General features: G+C 72.5%; 14 protein-coding genes. 6 read left to right on the top strand and 8 right to left on the bottom strand.

Translation table 11 applies throughout. The features are described from left to right. Positions 1–10: 10 nt before the first annotated feature. From AMK33_RS28065 to AMK33_RS28055, 3 genes are all read right to left on the bottom strand, one after another. A complete protein-coding gene (locus AMK33_RS28065; protein ID WP_073935757.1) occupies positions 11–463 on the bottom strand; it encodes a DoxX family protein in 453 nt (150 codons plus the stop codon). Between the two features lie 250 nt (positions 464–713). Next, positions 714–2,360 (bottom strand): alkaline phosphatase D family protein, encoded by a 1,647-nt coding sequence (locus AMK33_RS28060; RefSeq protein WP_073935756.1) that lies wholly within the window; start codon positions 2,358–2,360, stop codon positions 714–716. A gap of 80 nt (positions 2,361–2,440) precedes the next feature. Continuing rightward, entirely contained in the window at positions 2,441–3,085 is a 645-nt protein-coding gene (locus AMK33_RS28055; RefSeq protein WP_073935755.1) for an HNH endonuclease family protein, read from the bottom strand. A 404-nt stretch (positions 3,086–3,489) separates the two neighbouring features. Between AMK33_RS28055 and AMK33_RS28050 the strand changes: the two genes are divergently transcribed. Together AMK33_RS28050 and AMK33_RS28045 are read left to right on the top strand one after the other, a co-directional pair. Then, positions 3,490–4,071, top strand: a complete 582-nt coding sequence (locus AMK33_RS28050; protein WP_073935754.1) for a TMEM165/GDT1 family protein — start codon at positions 3,490–3,492, stop codon at positions 4,069–4,071. Positions 4,072–4,277: 206 nt separating this feature from the next. Beyond that, positions 4,278–4,940, top strand: coding sequence for an HAD-IA family hydrolase (locus AMK33_RS28045; RefSeq protein WP_073935753.1), 663 nt, complete (start codon positions 4,278–4,280; stop codon positions 4,938–4,940). Between the two features lie 411 nt (positions 4,941–5,351). Here AMK33_RS28045 and AMK33_RS28040 read toward each other — a convergent pair whose 3' ends face one another. Next, positions 5,352–6,443, bottom strand: coding sequence for a peptidoglycan-binding domain-containing protein (locus tag AMK33_RS28040; RefSeq protein ID WP_079194993.1), 1,092 nt, complete (start codon positions 6,441–6,443; stop codon positions 5,352–5,354). A 161-nt stretch (positions 6,444–6,604) separates the two neighbouring features. On the opposite strand from AMK33_RS28040, the gene AMK33_RS28035 reads away from it, so the two are divergent. After that, on the top strand, positions 6,605–8,725 hold the full coding sequence (locus AMK33_RS28035) for an MDR family MFS transporter (protein WP_073935804.1): 2,121 nt from the start codon (positions 6,605–6,607) through the stop codon (positions 8,723–8,725). Between the two features lie 48 nt (positions 8,726–8,773). Here AMK33_RS28035 and AMK33_RS28030 read toward each other — a convergent pair whose 3' ends face one another. Further along, the gene (locus AMK33_RS28030; RefSeq protein ID WP_073935752.1) at positions 8,774–9,265 is read right to left on the bottom strand and encodes a GNAT family N-acetyltransferase; all 492 of its coding nucleotides are present in this window, start codon (positions 9,263–9,265) and stop codon (positions 8,774–8,776) included. 158 nt (positions 9,266–9,423) lie between these two features. Between AMK33_RS28030 and AMK33_RS28025 the strand changes: the two genes are divergently transcribed. Together AMK33_RS28025 and AMK33_RS45280 are read left to right on the top strand one after the other, a co-directional pair. Next, positions 9,424–10,098 (top strand): hypothetical protein, encoded by a 675-nt coding sequence (locus AMK33_RS28025; protein WP_073935751.1) that lies wholly within the window; start codon positions 9,424–9,426, stop codon positions 10,096–10,098. Between the two features lie 3 nt (positions 10,099–10,101). Further along, positions 10,102–10,974: a hypothetical protein gene (locus AMK33_RS45280; RefSeq protein WP_073935750.1), complete on the top strand. Its 873-nt coding sequence runs from the start codon at positions 10,102–10,104 to the stop codon at positions 10,972–10,974. On the opposite strand, the gene AMK33_RS28015 is transcribed toward AMK33_RS45280, so the two are convergent. Further along, positions 10,963–11,394, bottom strand: coding sequence for a J-domain-containing protein (locus tag AMK33_RS28015; RefSeq protein WP_073935749.1), 432 nt, complete (start codon positions 11,392–11,394; stop codon positions 10,963–10,965). The two genes, AMK33_RS45280 and AMK33_RS28015, sit on opposite strands and share 12 nt — an antisense overlap. A 101-nt stretch (positions 11,395–11,495) precedes the next feature. Between AMK33_RS28015 and AMK33_RS28010 the strand changes: the two genes are divergently transcribed. Continuing rightward, positions 11,496–11,888 carry an FHA domain-containing protein gene (locus AMK33_RS28010; RefSeq protein WP_073935748.1) on the top strand — a complete coding sequence of 131 codons (393 nt, stop codon included), beginning with the start codon at positions 11,496–11,498 and terminating at the stop codon, positions 11,886–11,888. A 24-nt stretch (positions 11,889–11,912) separates the two neighbouring features. Here the strand turns inward: AMK33_RS28010 and AMK33_RS28005 are convergent, their stop codons facing one another. Then, positions 11,913–12,590 carry an O-methyltransferase gene (locus AMK33_RS28005; protein ID WP_073935747.1) on the bottom strand — a complete coding sequence of 226 codons (678 nt, stop codon included), beginning with the start codon at positions 12,588–12,590 and terminating at the stop codon, positions 11,913–11,915. A gap of 79 nt (positions 12,591–12,669) precedes the next feature. Then, a complete protein-coding gene (proP, locus tag AMK33_RS28000) occupies positions 12,670–14,085 on the bottom strand; it encodes a glycine betaine/L-proline transporter ProP (protein WP_073935746.1) in 1,416 nt (471 codons plus the stop codon). Between the last annotated feature and the right edge of the window lie 234 nt (positions 14,086–14,319).

Genomic DNA, 14,319 nt, shown 5'->3' with positions numbered 1-14,319 from the left:
GGGAGGACGGTCAGGCCGTCACCGGGGTCCGCTCCGCCTCCCGTTCGCCGTTCGCCGACGAGTGCTTGGTGAACAGGCGGTCCAGGCCGAGGGCTCCGGAGCCGGTGAACACCAGCAGGAACATGGCCCAGCAGTACATGGCCGCGCCCTCGCCGTTGTTCTCTATCGGCCACAGGGCCTGGGGCTGGTGGACCTTGAAGTACGCGTAGGCCATCGCGCCGGACGAGATGAACGCGGCGGCGCGGGTGCCGAGGCCGAGCAGGACCAGGGTGCCGCCGACGAGTTCGATCAGGGCCGCGTACCAGCCGGGCCAGGTGCCGGTCTCGACGGTGCCGCCGCTGCCGTCCGCGCCGCCGAACAGGCCGAGCAGGTCCACGGCGCCGTGGCAGGCGAAGAGCAGTCCGATGACGATGCGGAACATGCCCAGGGCATATGGCTGGGCGCTGTTGAGGCGTCCGGTCATGTGGGGGGTCTCCTTCGGTCAGGCCGGTCCCCGGGTGGGGCCGGTCCGGGGGACGGAACCGAGTCGACTCCCCACGTTAGGTGTCCCTAACTCATACTTGCAAGTTCAACATTTAGCCCTCGGGTTTGCCCTGGTTCGGCTGTTCAGGCGCCCGCTCCCGCCGGTCAATACGGCGTCCACCCCGCCGTCATGACCATCGGCGTGACCGAATCCACACCATGGTTCACAGGCGACTCACAGGTTCCGGACCTCATCGGCTCAGCCGGGTCTCCGTCACGCTCCTGAGATACGTCCCGGTCTCCTCCTGCTGCGCGTGCTCGAGGCGCAGCACCGCCGAACGCCCCTGGGTCGTCAGCGTCATGAGCTGGTTGCCGAACCAGGGTCCGCCCGTTTTGTGCCAGGTGACCGGCGGCGGGCCGAGGCGGCCGTGCCGCGCGAACAGGCGGCCGAGGAGCCGGGCGGCCCCGCCCCAGCCCACGCGGAAGCCGAGCCTCATCGACAGCGGAATGGAGTTGTGGACCGGCGAGCAGGTCAGCTGCACCACCCGGGAGTCCGGCCCGGCGCCGTCCGGCCAGCTCGGCTCGGCGACATAGGCGTGGTGGACGTCCCCGGAGAGCACGCACACCGTCGCCGGCGCCTGTGGCCCCGTACCGGCCTCGGCGATCAGTTCCGCCAGCTCGCCGAACGACTCCGGGAAGGCCGCCCAGTGCTCCAGGTCCGCCGCGCGCCGCAGCTTCTCCCCGAGCCGCGCCCAGCGGACGCCCTTGTCGCCCCGGCACAGCGCGGAACTCCACGCCTCGACGTCGTGCACCAGATGGGGCAGCAGCCAGGGCAGGGACGTACCGATGAGCAGGTGGTCGTAGGAACCGCGCTCGTCCAGGGCCTGTTCGCGCAGCCAGCCGGCCTCGACCGCGTCGAGCATGGAGCGCCGGCCCTCCTCCAGGACGCGGGCCGCGCGGCTGTCCACCATCACCAGGCGCACCCGGCCGAAGTCGCGCCGGTAGCTCCAGCGCACGGTGGCCGCGTCCGCCTCGGCCGTGGAGGCGAAGGCGCGCAGCGCGTCGGTGCCGTCGTCGGCCGCCCGGACGGACGCGTACAGCGGGTCGGCCTCCAGCTCGGCGGGGGAGAGGTTGCCCAGGTGCTGGTACACCCAGTACGACATCAGGCCGCTGAGCACCCGCTCGCGCCACCACGACGTGGCACGCATGTCGGCGACCCAGGAGGCGGAGGTGTTCCAGTCGTCGATCACGTCGTGGTCGTCGAAGACCATGCAGGTGGGCACGGTGGACAGCAGCCAGCGCACCTGCGGGTCGAGCCAGGACTCGTAGTAGAGGTGGGTGTACTCCTCGTAGTCCGCCACCTGGCTGCCCGGGGGCTCGTCCAGGTCGCGGCGGGCGGCGAGCCACTCGCGGGTGGCGTCGGAGGTCTCGTCGGCGTACACCTGATCGCCGAGGAGCAGCAGGACGTCGGGGCGTTCGCCGTCCGGGTCGGCGGCGATGCGTTTCGCCAGGGCGTCCAGGGCGTCCGGGCCGACCGGGTCGGGCTCCCCGGTGGGCGGCGAGGCCCAGCGGCAGGAGCCGAACGCGATGCGCATACGGTCGTCCGGGCCCGGGGTGGGGATGACGGACGGCGGGAGCGACGGGAAGGGGTCCTCGGCCGGCGGCCACACCCGGGTGTCGTCCAGGAAGACCTCGTACGGGGTGGCCGTGCCCGGTGTGAGACCGGTGACGTGGACGAGCGCGTAGTGGTGACCCGCGATGCGGAAGGTGCCGGCCGTCCCTCCGGTCCCGTCCGCGCAGCGCACCTCGACGGTGCCCGGGTGGCCGGTCTCGACCCAGAGGGTGGCGGACGAGCCGTCGATGTACCTCAGCAGTGGTCCGAGCCGCAGTCCGGCCATGGTGACCCCTTCCTCCGTCGCCCCGTACGGTACGCAGCGACGGAGGCCGCCGGGGAGATTTGCGCGCCCGGCAATTCGTCTCAGCAGCTCGCGAGGTGGTTCTGCAGGGCGGACTTCTCGGCGGAGTCGACCGACAGGTCGTAGTAGTACTTCACCTGGACCCAGGCGCGGACGTAGGTGCAGCGGTAGGCCGAGCGCGACGGCATCCAGGTGGCCGGGTCCTGGTCGCCCTTGGACTGGTTGACGTTGTCCGTGACGGCGAGGAGCTGCGGGCGGGTCAGGTCGTTGGCGAAGGACTGGCGCCGCGAGGTGGACCAGGAGCCGGCGCCGGAGTCCCAGGCCTCGGCGAGCGGGACGAGGTGGTCGATGTCGACGTCGGAGGCGGCGGACCAGGTGGCGCCGTCGTACGGGGAGTACCAGCTTCCGCGGGTGGCGGCGCAGGAGGAGTCGGTGACGACGCCCGAGCCGTCGCGCTTGAGGACGGTCTCGCGGGTGTTGCAGGTGCCGGACTGGGTGATCCAGTGCGGGAAGAGGTCGCGGTCGTAGCCGGTGCGGTCCTCGGCGCGGACGTCGAGGGCGGCGAGGTAGCCGCGGGCGGTGGTGGCGCTGACCGGGGTGGGGAGGGCGGCGGAGGCGGTCGGTCCGTTGAACAGGCCGACGGAGGCTATGAGTCCGGTGAGCGCCGCGACTATGCTGAGCTGTCGACGCGCGTAGAGCTTCGGCATGCGAACTCCCTTGTGTGGTGGGGCCGTTGACGTGCGGGCAGGGGAATGCTCGGCACGCCGGGTGGCCGGGAGGGGTGGATCCGGTAAGAAGCTAATGACGTGTGCATGACACGTCTATGGTTCAGGCGTGAAGTTTCCGCGTACGAGGTCCGGCGCGGACCTCGCGTACCATGGACGGCGCAGAAGGGGAGTAGCTCTTCGCCGGACCGTCGACATACTGCTCAGCTCGCCTGAGCCGGCGCCCGGAGGCGGGCCTCGTGACGCGAGGTCGGCCAGCGAGACCTTCGGCAAGCAGTGCACGCCCGTGCCGTACGGCACGGGTGCCGCGTGTGCTGCCGTGCCGAGGTGTCCCGTGGAATCGCACAGCACTCTCGGTGGGGCAGTCCCGACCGATTGAGGAACCGTTGATCAGCCTGACCGTGACGGCCGTCGTCTTCGGCGTCGTCTTCCTCGCCGAACTGCCGGACAAGACCGCGCTCGCCGGCCTCGTCCTCGGCACCCGCTACCGCGCCTCCTACGTCTTCGCCGGCGTCGCCGCCGCCTTCGCGCTGCACGTCGCGCTCGCGGTGGCGGCCGGAAGCGTGCTCACGCTGCTGCCGCAGCAGATCGTGCACGCGATCACCGGTGTGCTCTTCCTGGGTGGCGCGGCGGTGCTGCTGATGAAGAAGGACGAGGACGAGGAGGAGGTCCGCAAGCCGGAGAACCAGTCCTTCTGGAAGGTCTCCGGGGCCGGATTCATGCTGATCCTGGTCGCCGAGTTCGGCGACCTGACGCAGATCATGACGGCCAACCTCGCCGCCCGCTACGACGACCCGCTCTCCGTCGGCCTGGGTGCGGTGCTCGCGCTGTGGGCGGTCGCCGGGCTCGGCATCGTCGGCGGAAAGGCGCTGATGAAGCGGGTTCCGCTCAAGCTGATCACGCAGATCGCGGCGCTGCTGATGCTGGGTCTGGGCGTGTGGAGCCTGTGGGAGGCGATCGCCGGGTGACGCCCCGCCGCGCGGGCCTTGTGCGGTGACGGCGGGCCGAAACGTCGGTGAACGGTCGGCGAAGGAGGTGGCGGGATGCCGGGTTTGTTTTGTACCGTGGATGAACAAAGTGGCTCCCGCCCGTTTTCCCTGACCGGCGGGCGGGGTCACTCTGTCCCCCGGGCCACCCCGCCCGAAGCCCCCTCCTCCGCGCCTTGGAGCTGCCGATGACGGCCACCGCCGTACTCACCGCCCGCGCCCTCCTGCTGGACATGGACGGCACCCTCGTCAACTCCGACGCCTCCGTCGAACGCGTCTGGCGGCGCTGGGCCGACCGGAACGGGCTCGACGGCGACGAGGTCATGAAGGTCGTGCACGGGCGCCAGGGATACGCCTCGATGGCCCTGCTGCTGCCCGGCCGCCCGATGGAACAGAACCACGCCGACAACGCCCGCATGCTCGCCGAGGAGACCGCGGACACCGAGGGCGTCGTCGAGGTACCGGGCGCCCGCGCGTTCCTCGCCTCCCTGAAGGGGCTGCCGCACGCGCTCGTGACCTCCGCCGACGTCGCCCTGTCGACGGCGCGGATGGCCGCCGCCGGGCTGGAGCAGCCCGACGTGCGGGTGACGGCGGAGTCCGTCGGCGCGAGCAAGCCCGACCCCGAGGGCTTCCTGAAGGGCGCGGCGGAACTGGGCGTCGACCCGGCCGACTGCGTGGTCTTCGAGGACTCCGGCGCGGGTATCGCCGCGGGCCGCGCGGCCGGGATGCGGGTCGTGGGAATCGGCCCCCGGGCTGGCTTCCACACCCCGGACGCGCTCGTACGCGACCTGACCCAGGTACGGGTGGAGGCCGCGGCCGACGGCACGATCCGGTTGCACATCACGGAGTAGGTCTCAGGGGGCCGCGCCCTTACGGCCCGGGCTTCCGGCGCCGGGCACGTCCGGGGCGCGGCCCGTACCCGACCCACCCGACGTGCCGCGGTCACGATACGGCCCGGGGCCCGGACGGCCGCGACTCGCGCGGGCCCCGCCCGCAGCGGCCTCCGAGGCCTCGCGGAGCCTCTTCCGGTTGCCGCGGGCGTCGTGCGGTCCGGTGCTGGGCCGGTTGTGGCACCGTGCGGGCTTCGTCCGCAGTTGCTTGCGGGGCGGCGGGCGGGTGCTTTCCCGGTTGCCATGGACGGACGCCGCGTGGGCCTCGCGCGTAATGGCTTGCGAGGCTTTGCGGGGCGGCGGGCCGGGTGCTCTCCCGCTTGCCACCGGCGTCGTACGGTCCGGTTGTGGCCCCGCGCGGCTCCAGGGGCGTTACGGCTCCTGGGTTTCCGCCTCCAGGCGGGCCCGGGTTTCCGGGCCGTAGACGCTCAGTTCGGACTGGAGGCCCCGGGACCACTGGTAGTTGCGCAGGGCTTCCTCCAAGCGGCGGTTGAACTGGCCGTTGATGTCGTCGTTGTAGAGCCACTTCTCCTTCAGGCGGAGCTGGAGTTCGACGACCTCCGTGCCGCGGTCGCCGCGGCGCAGTACCGGGCCGGTGCTGCCGGCTTCGTCCTCCTCCGTGTCCTCGGCGGAGTCGGTCGGTGCCGTGGTCGTCGGGGTCGAGGACGGTTCGGCGGACTTCGACGGGCTCGCCGACGTGGTGGACGCCGACGGTGACGGTGAGGCCGACGCGCTCGCGCTCGCCGACGGGGAGGCCGACGGGGCGGCGGACGACGACGGCGCGGCGGAGGACGCGCTGGTCGACGGCTCCGCGGAGGGCGAGGAGGACGACGGGTCCGGGACGCTCGCCCTGATGTCCTCCGGTGCCGCGCTGTCCCGGGACGGCGTCTCGTAGGAGAACACTCCACTCGCCCATCCCGCCGCCCCCACCACGATGACCACGGCCCCGGCGACCGCGAGCAGCGCCCCGCGGCGGCGCCGGTGCGGCGGTGCCTCGTCGGCGCGCGCCGGGCCGGGCGTGGCGGGGACGGCCGCGAGGGGCCGTGTGGTGTCGAACAGGTGCAGATCGGTGGCGTTCGGCCGGGCCGTCCCGGGCGCCAGCGGCGTCGGGAGGACGGACGTCGAGTCCGCCGCGCCGGGCGCCGCCTCCGCCGGGACGGCACGCAGGGTCATGGTCTCGTCGGCCGCCCCCGAGGCGCCGGGCTCCTCCGCGGACGGAGCGGACGCCCCCGCCGCGCCGGCGGCCTCCATCGGCCCGTCCGGCGTACTCCGCCCGGCCCCGCCGTCCAGCTCGACGTACGGCCGTATGCGCAGCGGATCGAAGTCCTCCGCGGCTGCCGCCTCCGCCGTACGGGCGTCGCGCAGGGCGTCGGACGCACGGGCGGTGCAGGCGCACGACGGCGTGTTGTCGCTGTTTCTGGGCGCACCGCACTCCGGGCACGGGTTTCCGTTCGGCTGTTCCACGTGTTCGTCCCTCCCCTCGCGAACTCCAGAGATTATGCAGATCTTCTTCACAGCCCCGCCCGCGCGCCCCCGGAATCCAAAATTCCGGGAGGACTCAACAGGCCATAACAGGTCACACCGATCACGATGGACGGTGGAACCAGTTTTCTGTGGAGGTCTTCATGGCCGGGGACGCGCGCCGTACGACGCCGAAGGTGAGCAACGCGGGGCCCGCCCCCGGCGCCGGACCACCGGGCCGTGACGCCGGCGGCCGTGACGGCGGCGGCCGTGACGGCGGCGACCGGGAGCACGTGTCCGGGAACGTCGTGGTCTCGATCGGCGCCCTGCTGCTCGGCCTGCTGCTCGCCGCCCTCGACCAGACCATCGTCGCCACCGCGCTGCCCACCATCGTCAGCGAACTGGGCGGCCTGGAGCACCTGTCCTGGGTGGTCACCGCGTATCTGCTGGCCTCCACCGCCGCGACCCCGCTGTGGGGCAAGCTCGGCGACCAGTACGGGCGCAAGAAGCTCTTCCAGACCGCCATCGTGATCTTCCTGGTGGGCTCCGCGCTGTGCGGCGCGGCGCAGGACATGCCCCAGCTCATCGCGTTCCGCGCGCTCCAGGGCCTGGGCGGCGGCGGGCTGATCGTGCTGTCGATGGCGATCGTCGGCGACCTCGTCCCGCCCCGCGAACGCGGCCGCTACCAGGGCCTGTTCGGGGCGGTGTTCGGCGCGACGAGCGTCCTCGGACCCCTGCTCGGCGGACTGTTCACCCAGCACCTGAGCTGGCGCTGGGTGTTCTACATCAACCTGCCCGTCGGGATCGTCGCGCTCGCCGTGATCGCGGCGGTGTTGCACATCCCGCGCCGGCGGACCAAGCACGTCATCGACTACCTCGGCACCTTCCTCATCGCCTCCGTCGCCACCTGCCTGGTACTGGTCGCCTCCCTCGGCGGCACCACCTGGGAGTGGGCCTCGCCGCAGATCATCGGGCTCGCGGTGCTCGGCGCGCTCCTCGCCGTGGCCTTCGTGGCCGTGGAGCGGCGGGCCGCCGAACCGGTGCTGCCGCTGAAGCTGTTCCGGGTGCGCACCTTCACGCTCTCCGCCGTGATCAGCTTCATCATCGGCTTCGCCATGTTCGGCGCGATGACCTACCTGCCGACCTTCCTCCAGGTGGTCCAAGGCGTCACCCCCACCATGTCCGGCGTGCACATGCTGCCGATGGTGGCCGGCATGCTGCTGTCCTCCACCGGTTCCGGCCAGATCGTCAGCCGCACCGGCCGCTGGAAGGTGTTCCCGATCGCCGGCACCGCCGTCACCACCCTCGGGCTGCTGCTGCTCCACCAGCTCGACGCGGACAGCTCCACCGCCGAGATGAGCGCCTACTTCTTCGTCTTCGGCCTCGGACTCGGCCTGGTGATGCAGGTCCTGGTGCTGATCGTGCAGAACGCCGTCCCCTACGAGGATCTCGGCGTCGCCACCTCCGGCGCGACCTTCTTCCGCTCCATCGGAGCCTCGTTCGGCGTCGCCATCTTCGGCACGATCTTCGCGAGCCGTCTCGGCAGCGAGCTCACCGACGCCTTCCGGGGGGCGCAGCTCCCGCCCGGCGTCTCCGCCGACTCCCTGGAGGCCGACCCGCGCGGCATCGCCGCCCTGCCGTCCGCCCTGCGCCCGCCGGCGCTCGACGCGTACGCCACCGCCATCACCGACGTCTTCCTGTACGCCGTACCCATCGCCCTCCTCGGATTCGCGCTGGCCTGGTTCCTCAAGGAGGACCGGCTGCGCGCCTCGGTCACCGCGCCCGACGTCACCGAGACGCTCGCCAGCAACCCCGTCGAGCGGTCCTCGTACGACGAGGTGTGCCGCGCGCTGTCGGTGCTCGGCACCCGCGAGGGACGCCGCGAGATCTACCGGAAGATCACCGACCGCGCGGGCTACGACCTGCTGCCCGCGACGAGCTGGCTGCTGCTGCGCATCAGGAAACACGGCTCGGTGGAACCGGCCCGGCTCGCCGAACGCAGCCCCATCCCGCTGAACGTCGTCCTCGAGGCCGCCCGCCAGGCCGAGATACGGCACCTCGCCGTGCGCCGGGGCCTCGACATGGTGCTCACCGACGAGGGGCGCGAGGTGACGGAGCGGCTGGCGCGGGCCCGCGAGGAGTCGCTGGCCGAACTGCTCGGCGACTGGTGGGGGCCGGACCGCCCGACCGACCTGGTGCGGCTGGTGCACGAACTGAACGACGAGCTGTGCGGCTCCCGGAGCGAACGCCCGCACGACGAACGGGCGGTGACCCGGACCGGCTGAGGCGCGTCCTCAGCCCAGTTCCTCAGCCCAGTTCCTCAGCCCAGTTCCTCAGCCCAGCTCCTTGGCGAACCAGTGCTCGGCGTAAGGGTCGGCATTGTGCGGCTCGGTCTCCGCGTAGCCGAGCCGGGCGTACAGCGCCCGTGCCTCGACGAGGTCCCCGCGCGTGTCCAGGACCATCCGGGTGGCGCCCGAGGCGCGGGCCGCGTCCTCGGCGGCCCGCACCAGCAGCGCCGCCCCGCCCCTGCCCCGCATCCCCGCGTACAGGAACACCCGGGTCAGCTCGGCCGTCGTACCGGACGGCAGCCGGACGCCCGCACTGCCGGCCGGCTCACCCGCGTACCGCGCGACCAGCAGCAGGCCCTCCGGCGGCGCGAGGTCGGCCCCCGACACGGCGGCGATCTCCCGCTCCAGCTCCTCGGGGGCGGTCCGCCGCCCCTCGTGCAGCAGGTACCAGCGGTCGCTGACCTCCGTGTAGTACGCCCGCCACAGCGCGGCGGCGACGGGGGAGTCGTACGGTTCCGGGGCTACGGTCCACACCATGCCCGCATTCTCGGCGGGTCCTCCGGTGGGCCCGCAAGCGAATAAGCCGTGGCGGACCGTGACGGCCCCGAACTGTTTGTGCGTGAACCTTCGGGCAACCCGGAAGACGAACCGGCTCGAGAGGAGTGCCGGTCCGGCCGAGAACCCGGAAGGCATCCATGTCCACTGGCCTGATCATTGCGTTGATCGTGATTGTCGCGGTCGTTGTCGCCGCCGCGGCCGTGCTGACCCTGCGCGCCCGCGGCCCGCGGCACGGCACCGGCCTGAAGCGGCGCTTCGGACCCGAGTACGACCGTGCAGTCGCCCGGCACGACGGGGACACCAAGGCCGCCGAGCGGGAGCTCGCCGAGCGCGTGGAGCGCCACGGCGACCTGCGCGTACGGCCGTTGGAGCCCACCGAGCGGGAGAGGTACGAGGTGCGCTGGACGGCCGTCCAGGAGCGGTTCGTCGACGCGCCGCGCGACGCGGTCGCCGAGGCGGACCGGCTGATCGCCGAACTCGCCGCCGCCCGTGGCTTCCCCGCCGACGGGCACTACGAGGAACAGCTCGCCGCGCTGTCCGTGCACCACGCCCACCATGTCGAGGGCTACCGGCGCGTGCACCGGGTGGCGCAGGCCCGCGCGAACGGCGCGCACGACGGTGGTGCGGGCACCGAGGAGATGCGCGAGGCCGTCGTCGAGGCCCGCGCGCTGTTCGAGGAACTGGTGCGCCCGTCCCGGCACGAGGCCGGACGCCACCGTGCCGGCGCGGACGGCGACCGTACGTCCCCGGCCGCCGACCGTGGCCACCGCACACCGTCGTTGTTCCACCGGCACCAGGCGAAGGAGAGCTGACCGATGACCGACGCGACCCGACGCCCCGACGACACCCCGCCCGTTGAGGGGCACCGCACCGCCCCCGGCACCCGGGGCGACGCCTCAGCCCCCGACGCCCGGAGCGACGCCCCGGACCCGGGCGCCCGAGGCTTCGGCACCCGTGAAGGTGCCGGCCGCACGTCCCCCGGCCCCCTGGGCGAGGCCTCGGTTCCCGGTGCCCGGGGCGGTGCCCCGGACACGGGTGCACGCGGCTTCGGCGCCCGCGAGGAAGTCGGCCGCACCGCTCCCGGTGCCTGGGGTGACGCCCCTGACACGGGTGACACGGGAGCCCGCGGCAGCGGCTTCGGCGCCCGCGAGGAAACCGGCCGCACCGCCCCCGACGGCGAGGGCCCGCCGCCCGCCGCACGCCCGAAACCCGACACCACCGCCCCTGTCGGCACCGGCACGCACCACGACGCCGACCGGACCCCCACGGGCACCGGCACCGGTCCGCACCACGACAGTGACCGGACCCCCACGGGCACCGGCACCGGTCCGCACCACGACGGTGACCGGATCTCCGCAGGCACCGGTACCGGTCCGCACCACGACGCCGACCGGACTCCTGCCGCCCGTCTCCTCCGGCTCGACGACACCGACAAGCTCACGGCGCGGTTGCAGCACGCCGTGGCCGGGTTCGTCGACGCGCCGCGGGACGCCGTGCAGGAGGCCGATCGCGCGCTGGAGGAACTCACCGCGCGCTTCACGGACGCGGTGAACGAGCGGCGCCGTACCCTGCGGCGGTCCTGGCAGACCGACGGCGCCGAAACGAGCGGGACCGCGACCGACACCGAGCAACTGCGGCTCGCCCTGCGGGACTACCGCGAGCTGGCGGAACGGCTGCTACACGCTTGAGCCGTCCGACCCGCCCGCCGCCGCCCGGCGCTCCCGCCACTGCCGTACGACGTCCTCGACGTCGTACGGCTTCTTGCCCAGCGGGGGGCCGGGCGGCGGCTTGAACATCATGTCGCTGATCTTCGCGTTGATCTCCGTGAGGATCTTCCGCACGATCCGTTCCGAGGGCGCCGCGAGGGCCGCCTCCAGCGCGTCCTCGGCCTCCTTGCGCAGGGCCAGCGTCGGCGGCAGCACCGAGAAGCCCTCGCGGGCCATCTTCCGCTTGACCCACCACAGTTCGTCGTAGGTGGTCTCGACCTCGCGGGGGAGCGGCTTGCCCACCCCCGCCAACTGCTCGAACTCGCCGCGGGCCTCGGCATCGCGGATCTGCTTGTCGACCCAGGACTCGAAGTCGACGCCGGGTGGCTTTCGCTCGGTCATGAGGCCATTGTGCCGGACGCCGTGGAGCCGGGCGTTTTATCATTCGGCGGCAGCGGGGCCGGGCCTCTCCGGTCCGCCAGGACGTCTCAGGAGGAGCCCACGTGCTCGAACTCACCATGGCCGCGGTGTCCGCGGCGGAAGCGGGCGCCACGGCCGGCATGCTCATGGCCGACGCGCCCAGCGAGCCGGGCACCGTGCTGCGGGTGGGCCGGGACAAGTCCCTGTGCCGGCTCTCCACGCCGGACGACTGGCTGTTCGTCTCGCGGGTCCACCTGGAGTTCCAGTGCGCGCCGGACGGGACCTGGCAGCTGACCTGGCTGCGCGGCTCCCTGCCCGAGCCGTCCTCCGAGGTGCGGCTGACCATCGGCGAGTACGCCCACCCCGTCACCTACGGCGGCACCGTGGCGCTGCCCCGGGGAGGCAGCGGCGAGGTCGTCGTCCAGGACCGCACCGCCCCGCGCAGCGTCAACGTGGGCTTCTACCACGAGGTCTGAGACACGCGGCCCGGAAGCACGGGCTCACGCCAGCACCCGGGCCAGCGCGAAGCCGTCGTAGTCCTTGGCGCCGACCGTCTGGATCGCAGTACCGCTCAGCCGGGGGTGGCTGCCGATCAGGTCGAGGGCGGCTCGGGTGCCCAGCACGTCCGGGTCGGTGTTGTCCGGGTCGGCCACCCGGCCGCCGCGCACCACGTTGTCGAGGATGATCAGGCTGCCCGTGCTGGTCAGCTTGAGCGCCCACTCCATGTAGTGCGGGTTGTTCACCTTGTCGGCGTCGATGAAGACCACGTCGAACGGCGGCGGGTTCTCGTCGGCCAGCCGGGGCAGCGACTCCAGCGCCGCGCCCACCCGCACCTCGACCTGCTTGTCGAGCCCCGCGCGGGCGATGTTGCGGACGGCGACCTCGGCGTGGCCGGGGTCGTACTCCAGGGAGACCAGCCGCCCGTCGGCGGGGAGGGCGCGGCCCAGCCAGATGGTGCTGTAGCCGCCGAGCGTGCCGATCTCCAGGATGTTCCTGGCCCCCTGCAACTGGGCGAGGAGCTGGAGCAGCTTGCCCTGCAGGGCCGAGACGGCGATCGGCGGGAGCCCGGCGGCGTCGCTGTCGCGCAGGGCCGCCGCCAGGGCGTCGTCGGGGGCGTCGGGCAGGAGGCGGCCGGTGAAGTAGTCGTCCACCTTCTGCCAGAGCTGCGACTCGCTCATGCACCTGTACCTTCCGTACGGCTGGTTAGCCTGTCTAACTAGTGCCGCTGAGGAAGATACGCCGTGCCTCCGCTCCCCGTCAGGCGTTCTCCCGGTGTGTCCCGGCCGCCTCGGCCTCCAGTGACGGCGCCGACCCCGGCAGCGGGCGGCCCGCCGACTCGGCCATGCGCCACACCGCGAAACCGCCGATCACGGCCGCCGCCATCATGTAGTAGGCGGGCATCATCATGTCGCCGGTCGCGCCGATCAGGGCCGTGACCACCAGCGGGGTGGTGCCGCCGAACAGGGACACCGAGACGTTGAAGCCGATCGACAGCGAGCCGTAGCGCACCCGGGTCGGGAACAGCGCGGGCAGCGCGGACGGCATGGCCGCGGTGAAGCAGACCAGGAGCAGGCCGAGCGCGCCCATGCCGACGGCGACCGCGAGCAGACCGCCGTCGCGGATCAGCAGCAGCGCCGGCACGGACAGCACCAGGAACCCGGCGCAGCCGGCCGCGATCACCGGACGGCGGCCGACCCGGTCGGTCAGCGCGCCGGCGAACGGCTGGACGATCATCATCAGCACCATCACGCCGAGCACGACGACCAGGCCGTGCGTGGCGTCGTACCCCAGCTCACTGGTGAGGTAGCTCGGCATGTACGACAGCAGCATGTAGTCGGTGACGTTGAAGACCAGCACCAGGCCCACGCACAGCAGCAGCGCGCGCCACTGGCCGGTCACCATCTCCCGCAGCGGCACCTTCGGGCGTTCGCTCTCGGCCTTGGCGACCTCGGCCGCGAACGCCGGGGTCTCCTCCAGGCGCATCCGCAGATAGAGGCCGATGATGCCCATCGGGCCCGCGATCAGGAACGGGATCCGCCAGCCCCAGGAGAGCAGGTCGTCCGACGACAGCAGCGCGGTCATCAGGGTGACCAGGCCCGCGCCGCCGATGTACCCGGCGAGGGTGCCGAACTCCAGCCAGCTGCCGAGGAAGCCGCGCCGCTTGTCGGGGGCGTACTCGGCGATGAAGGTGGACGCGCCGGCGTACTCGCCGCCGGTGGAGAAGCCCTGCACCAGCCGGGCCGCCAGCAGCAGGATCGGGGCGCCGACGCCGATCGCGGCGTAGGACGGGATCAGGCCGATGGCGAAGGTGCCCGCCGCCATCATGATCATGGTGAGGGCGAGGACCTTCTGTCGCCCCACGCGGTCGCCGAGCGGGCCGAAGACCATGCCGCCGAGCGGGCGGACCAGGAAGGCCGCGGCGAAGGCGCCGAACGTGGACAGGAGCTGGGCGGTGGGGTTGCCCGAGGGGAAGAAGACCTTGCCCAGCGTGACCGCGATGTAGCTGTAGACACCGAAGTCGAACCATTCCATCGCGTTGCCGAGCGCCGCCGCCTTCACGGCGCGCCGGACGAGCGCGGGGTCGGTGACGGTGGGGGCGGGGGTGTGCGCGGCGCCGGCCTCCGGGGAGGCCTTCCGCGTGGACGGGGGAGCGGCGACCGTGGCAGTCGTCAAAACTTCGCTCGCCTACCTTTCGACGGGGACAGGGGCGGGTCCGCGCGGCGGCGCTGTCGGGCGGTCCGAAGAGAACGACGATAGGCGCACTTGGCCCCTCTACGGGCGGTATGCGAATAGCTGCATACTGCACATAAATGTGGTGTACGCAGGAGCGCAGCCCCGCTGGGTGCGCCCCGTCCAGTGGTCCGTTGTGACCCTTCTCGCGTCATTCGCGGACAGCGCGATCCCCCA

Origin of the sequence: Streptomyces sp. CB02400 (genome assembly GCF_001905725.1) — a bacterium.
Lineage (GTDB): Bacteria > Actinomycetota > Actinomycetes > Streptomycetales > Streptomycetaceae > Streptomyces > Streptomyces atrovirens.
The sequence above is the reverse complement of the archived record's forward strand: the minus strand, read 5'-3'. Positions and strand labels throughout refer to the sequence as shown.

Excerpts from the sequence above, each read along its gene's own strand:
- AMK33_RS28065 (WP_073935757.1), bottom strand. The coding sequence starts at position 463 with ATGACCGGACGCCTCAACAGCGCCCAGCCATATGCCCTGGGCATGTTC.
- AMK33_RS28060 (WP_073935756.1), bottom strand. The coding sequence starts at position 2,360 with ATGGCCGGACTGCGGCTCGGACCACTGCTGAGGTACATCGACGGCTCG.
- AMK33_RS28055 (WP_073935755.1), bottom strand. The coding sequence starts at position 3,085 with ATGCCGAAGCTCTACGCGCGTCGACAGCTCAGCATAGTCGCGGCGCTC.
- AMK33_RS28045 (WP_073935753.1), top strand. The coding sequence starts at position 4,278 with ATGACGGCCACCGCCGTACTCACCGCCCGCGCCCTCCTGCTGGACATG.
- AMK33_RS28035 (WP_073935804.1), top strand. The coding sequence starts at position 6,605 with ATGGCCGGGGACGCGCGCCGTACGACGCCGAAGGTGAGCAACGCGGGG.
- AMK33_RS28030 (WP_073935752.1), bottom strand. The coding sequence starts at position 9,265 with ATGGTGTGGACCGTAGCCCCGGAACCGTACGACTCCCCCGTCGCCGCC.
- AMK33_RS28025 (WP_073935751.1), top strand. The coding sequence starts at position 9,424 with ATGTCCACTGGCCTGATCATTGCGTTGATCGTGATTGTCGCGGTCGTT.
- AMK33_RS45280 (WP_073935750.1), top strand. The coding sequence starts at position 10,102 with ATGACCGACGCGACCCGACGCCCCGACGACACCCCGCCCGTTGAGGGG.
- AMK33_RS28015 (WP_073935749.1), bottom strand. The coding sequence starts at position 11,394 with ATGACCGAGCGAAAGCCACCCGGCGTCGACTTCGAGTCCTGGGTCGAC.
- AMK33_RS28005 (WP_073935747.1), bottom strand. The coding sequence starts at position 12,590 with ATGAGCGAGTCGCAGCTCTGGCAGAAGGTGGACGACTACTTCACCGGC.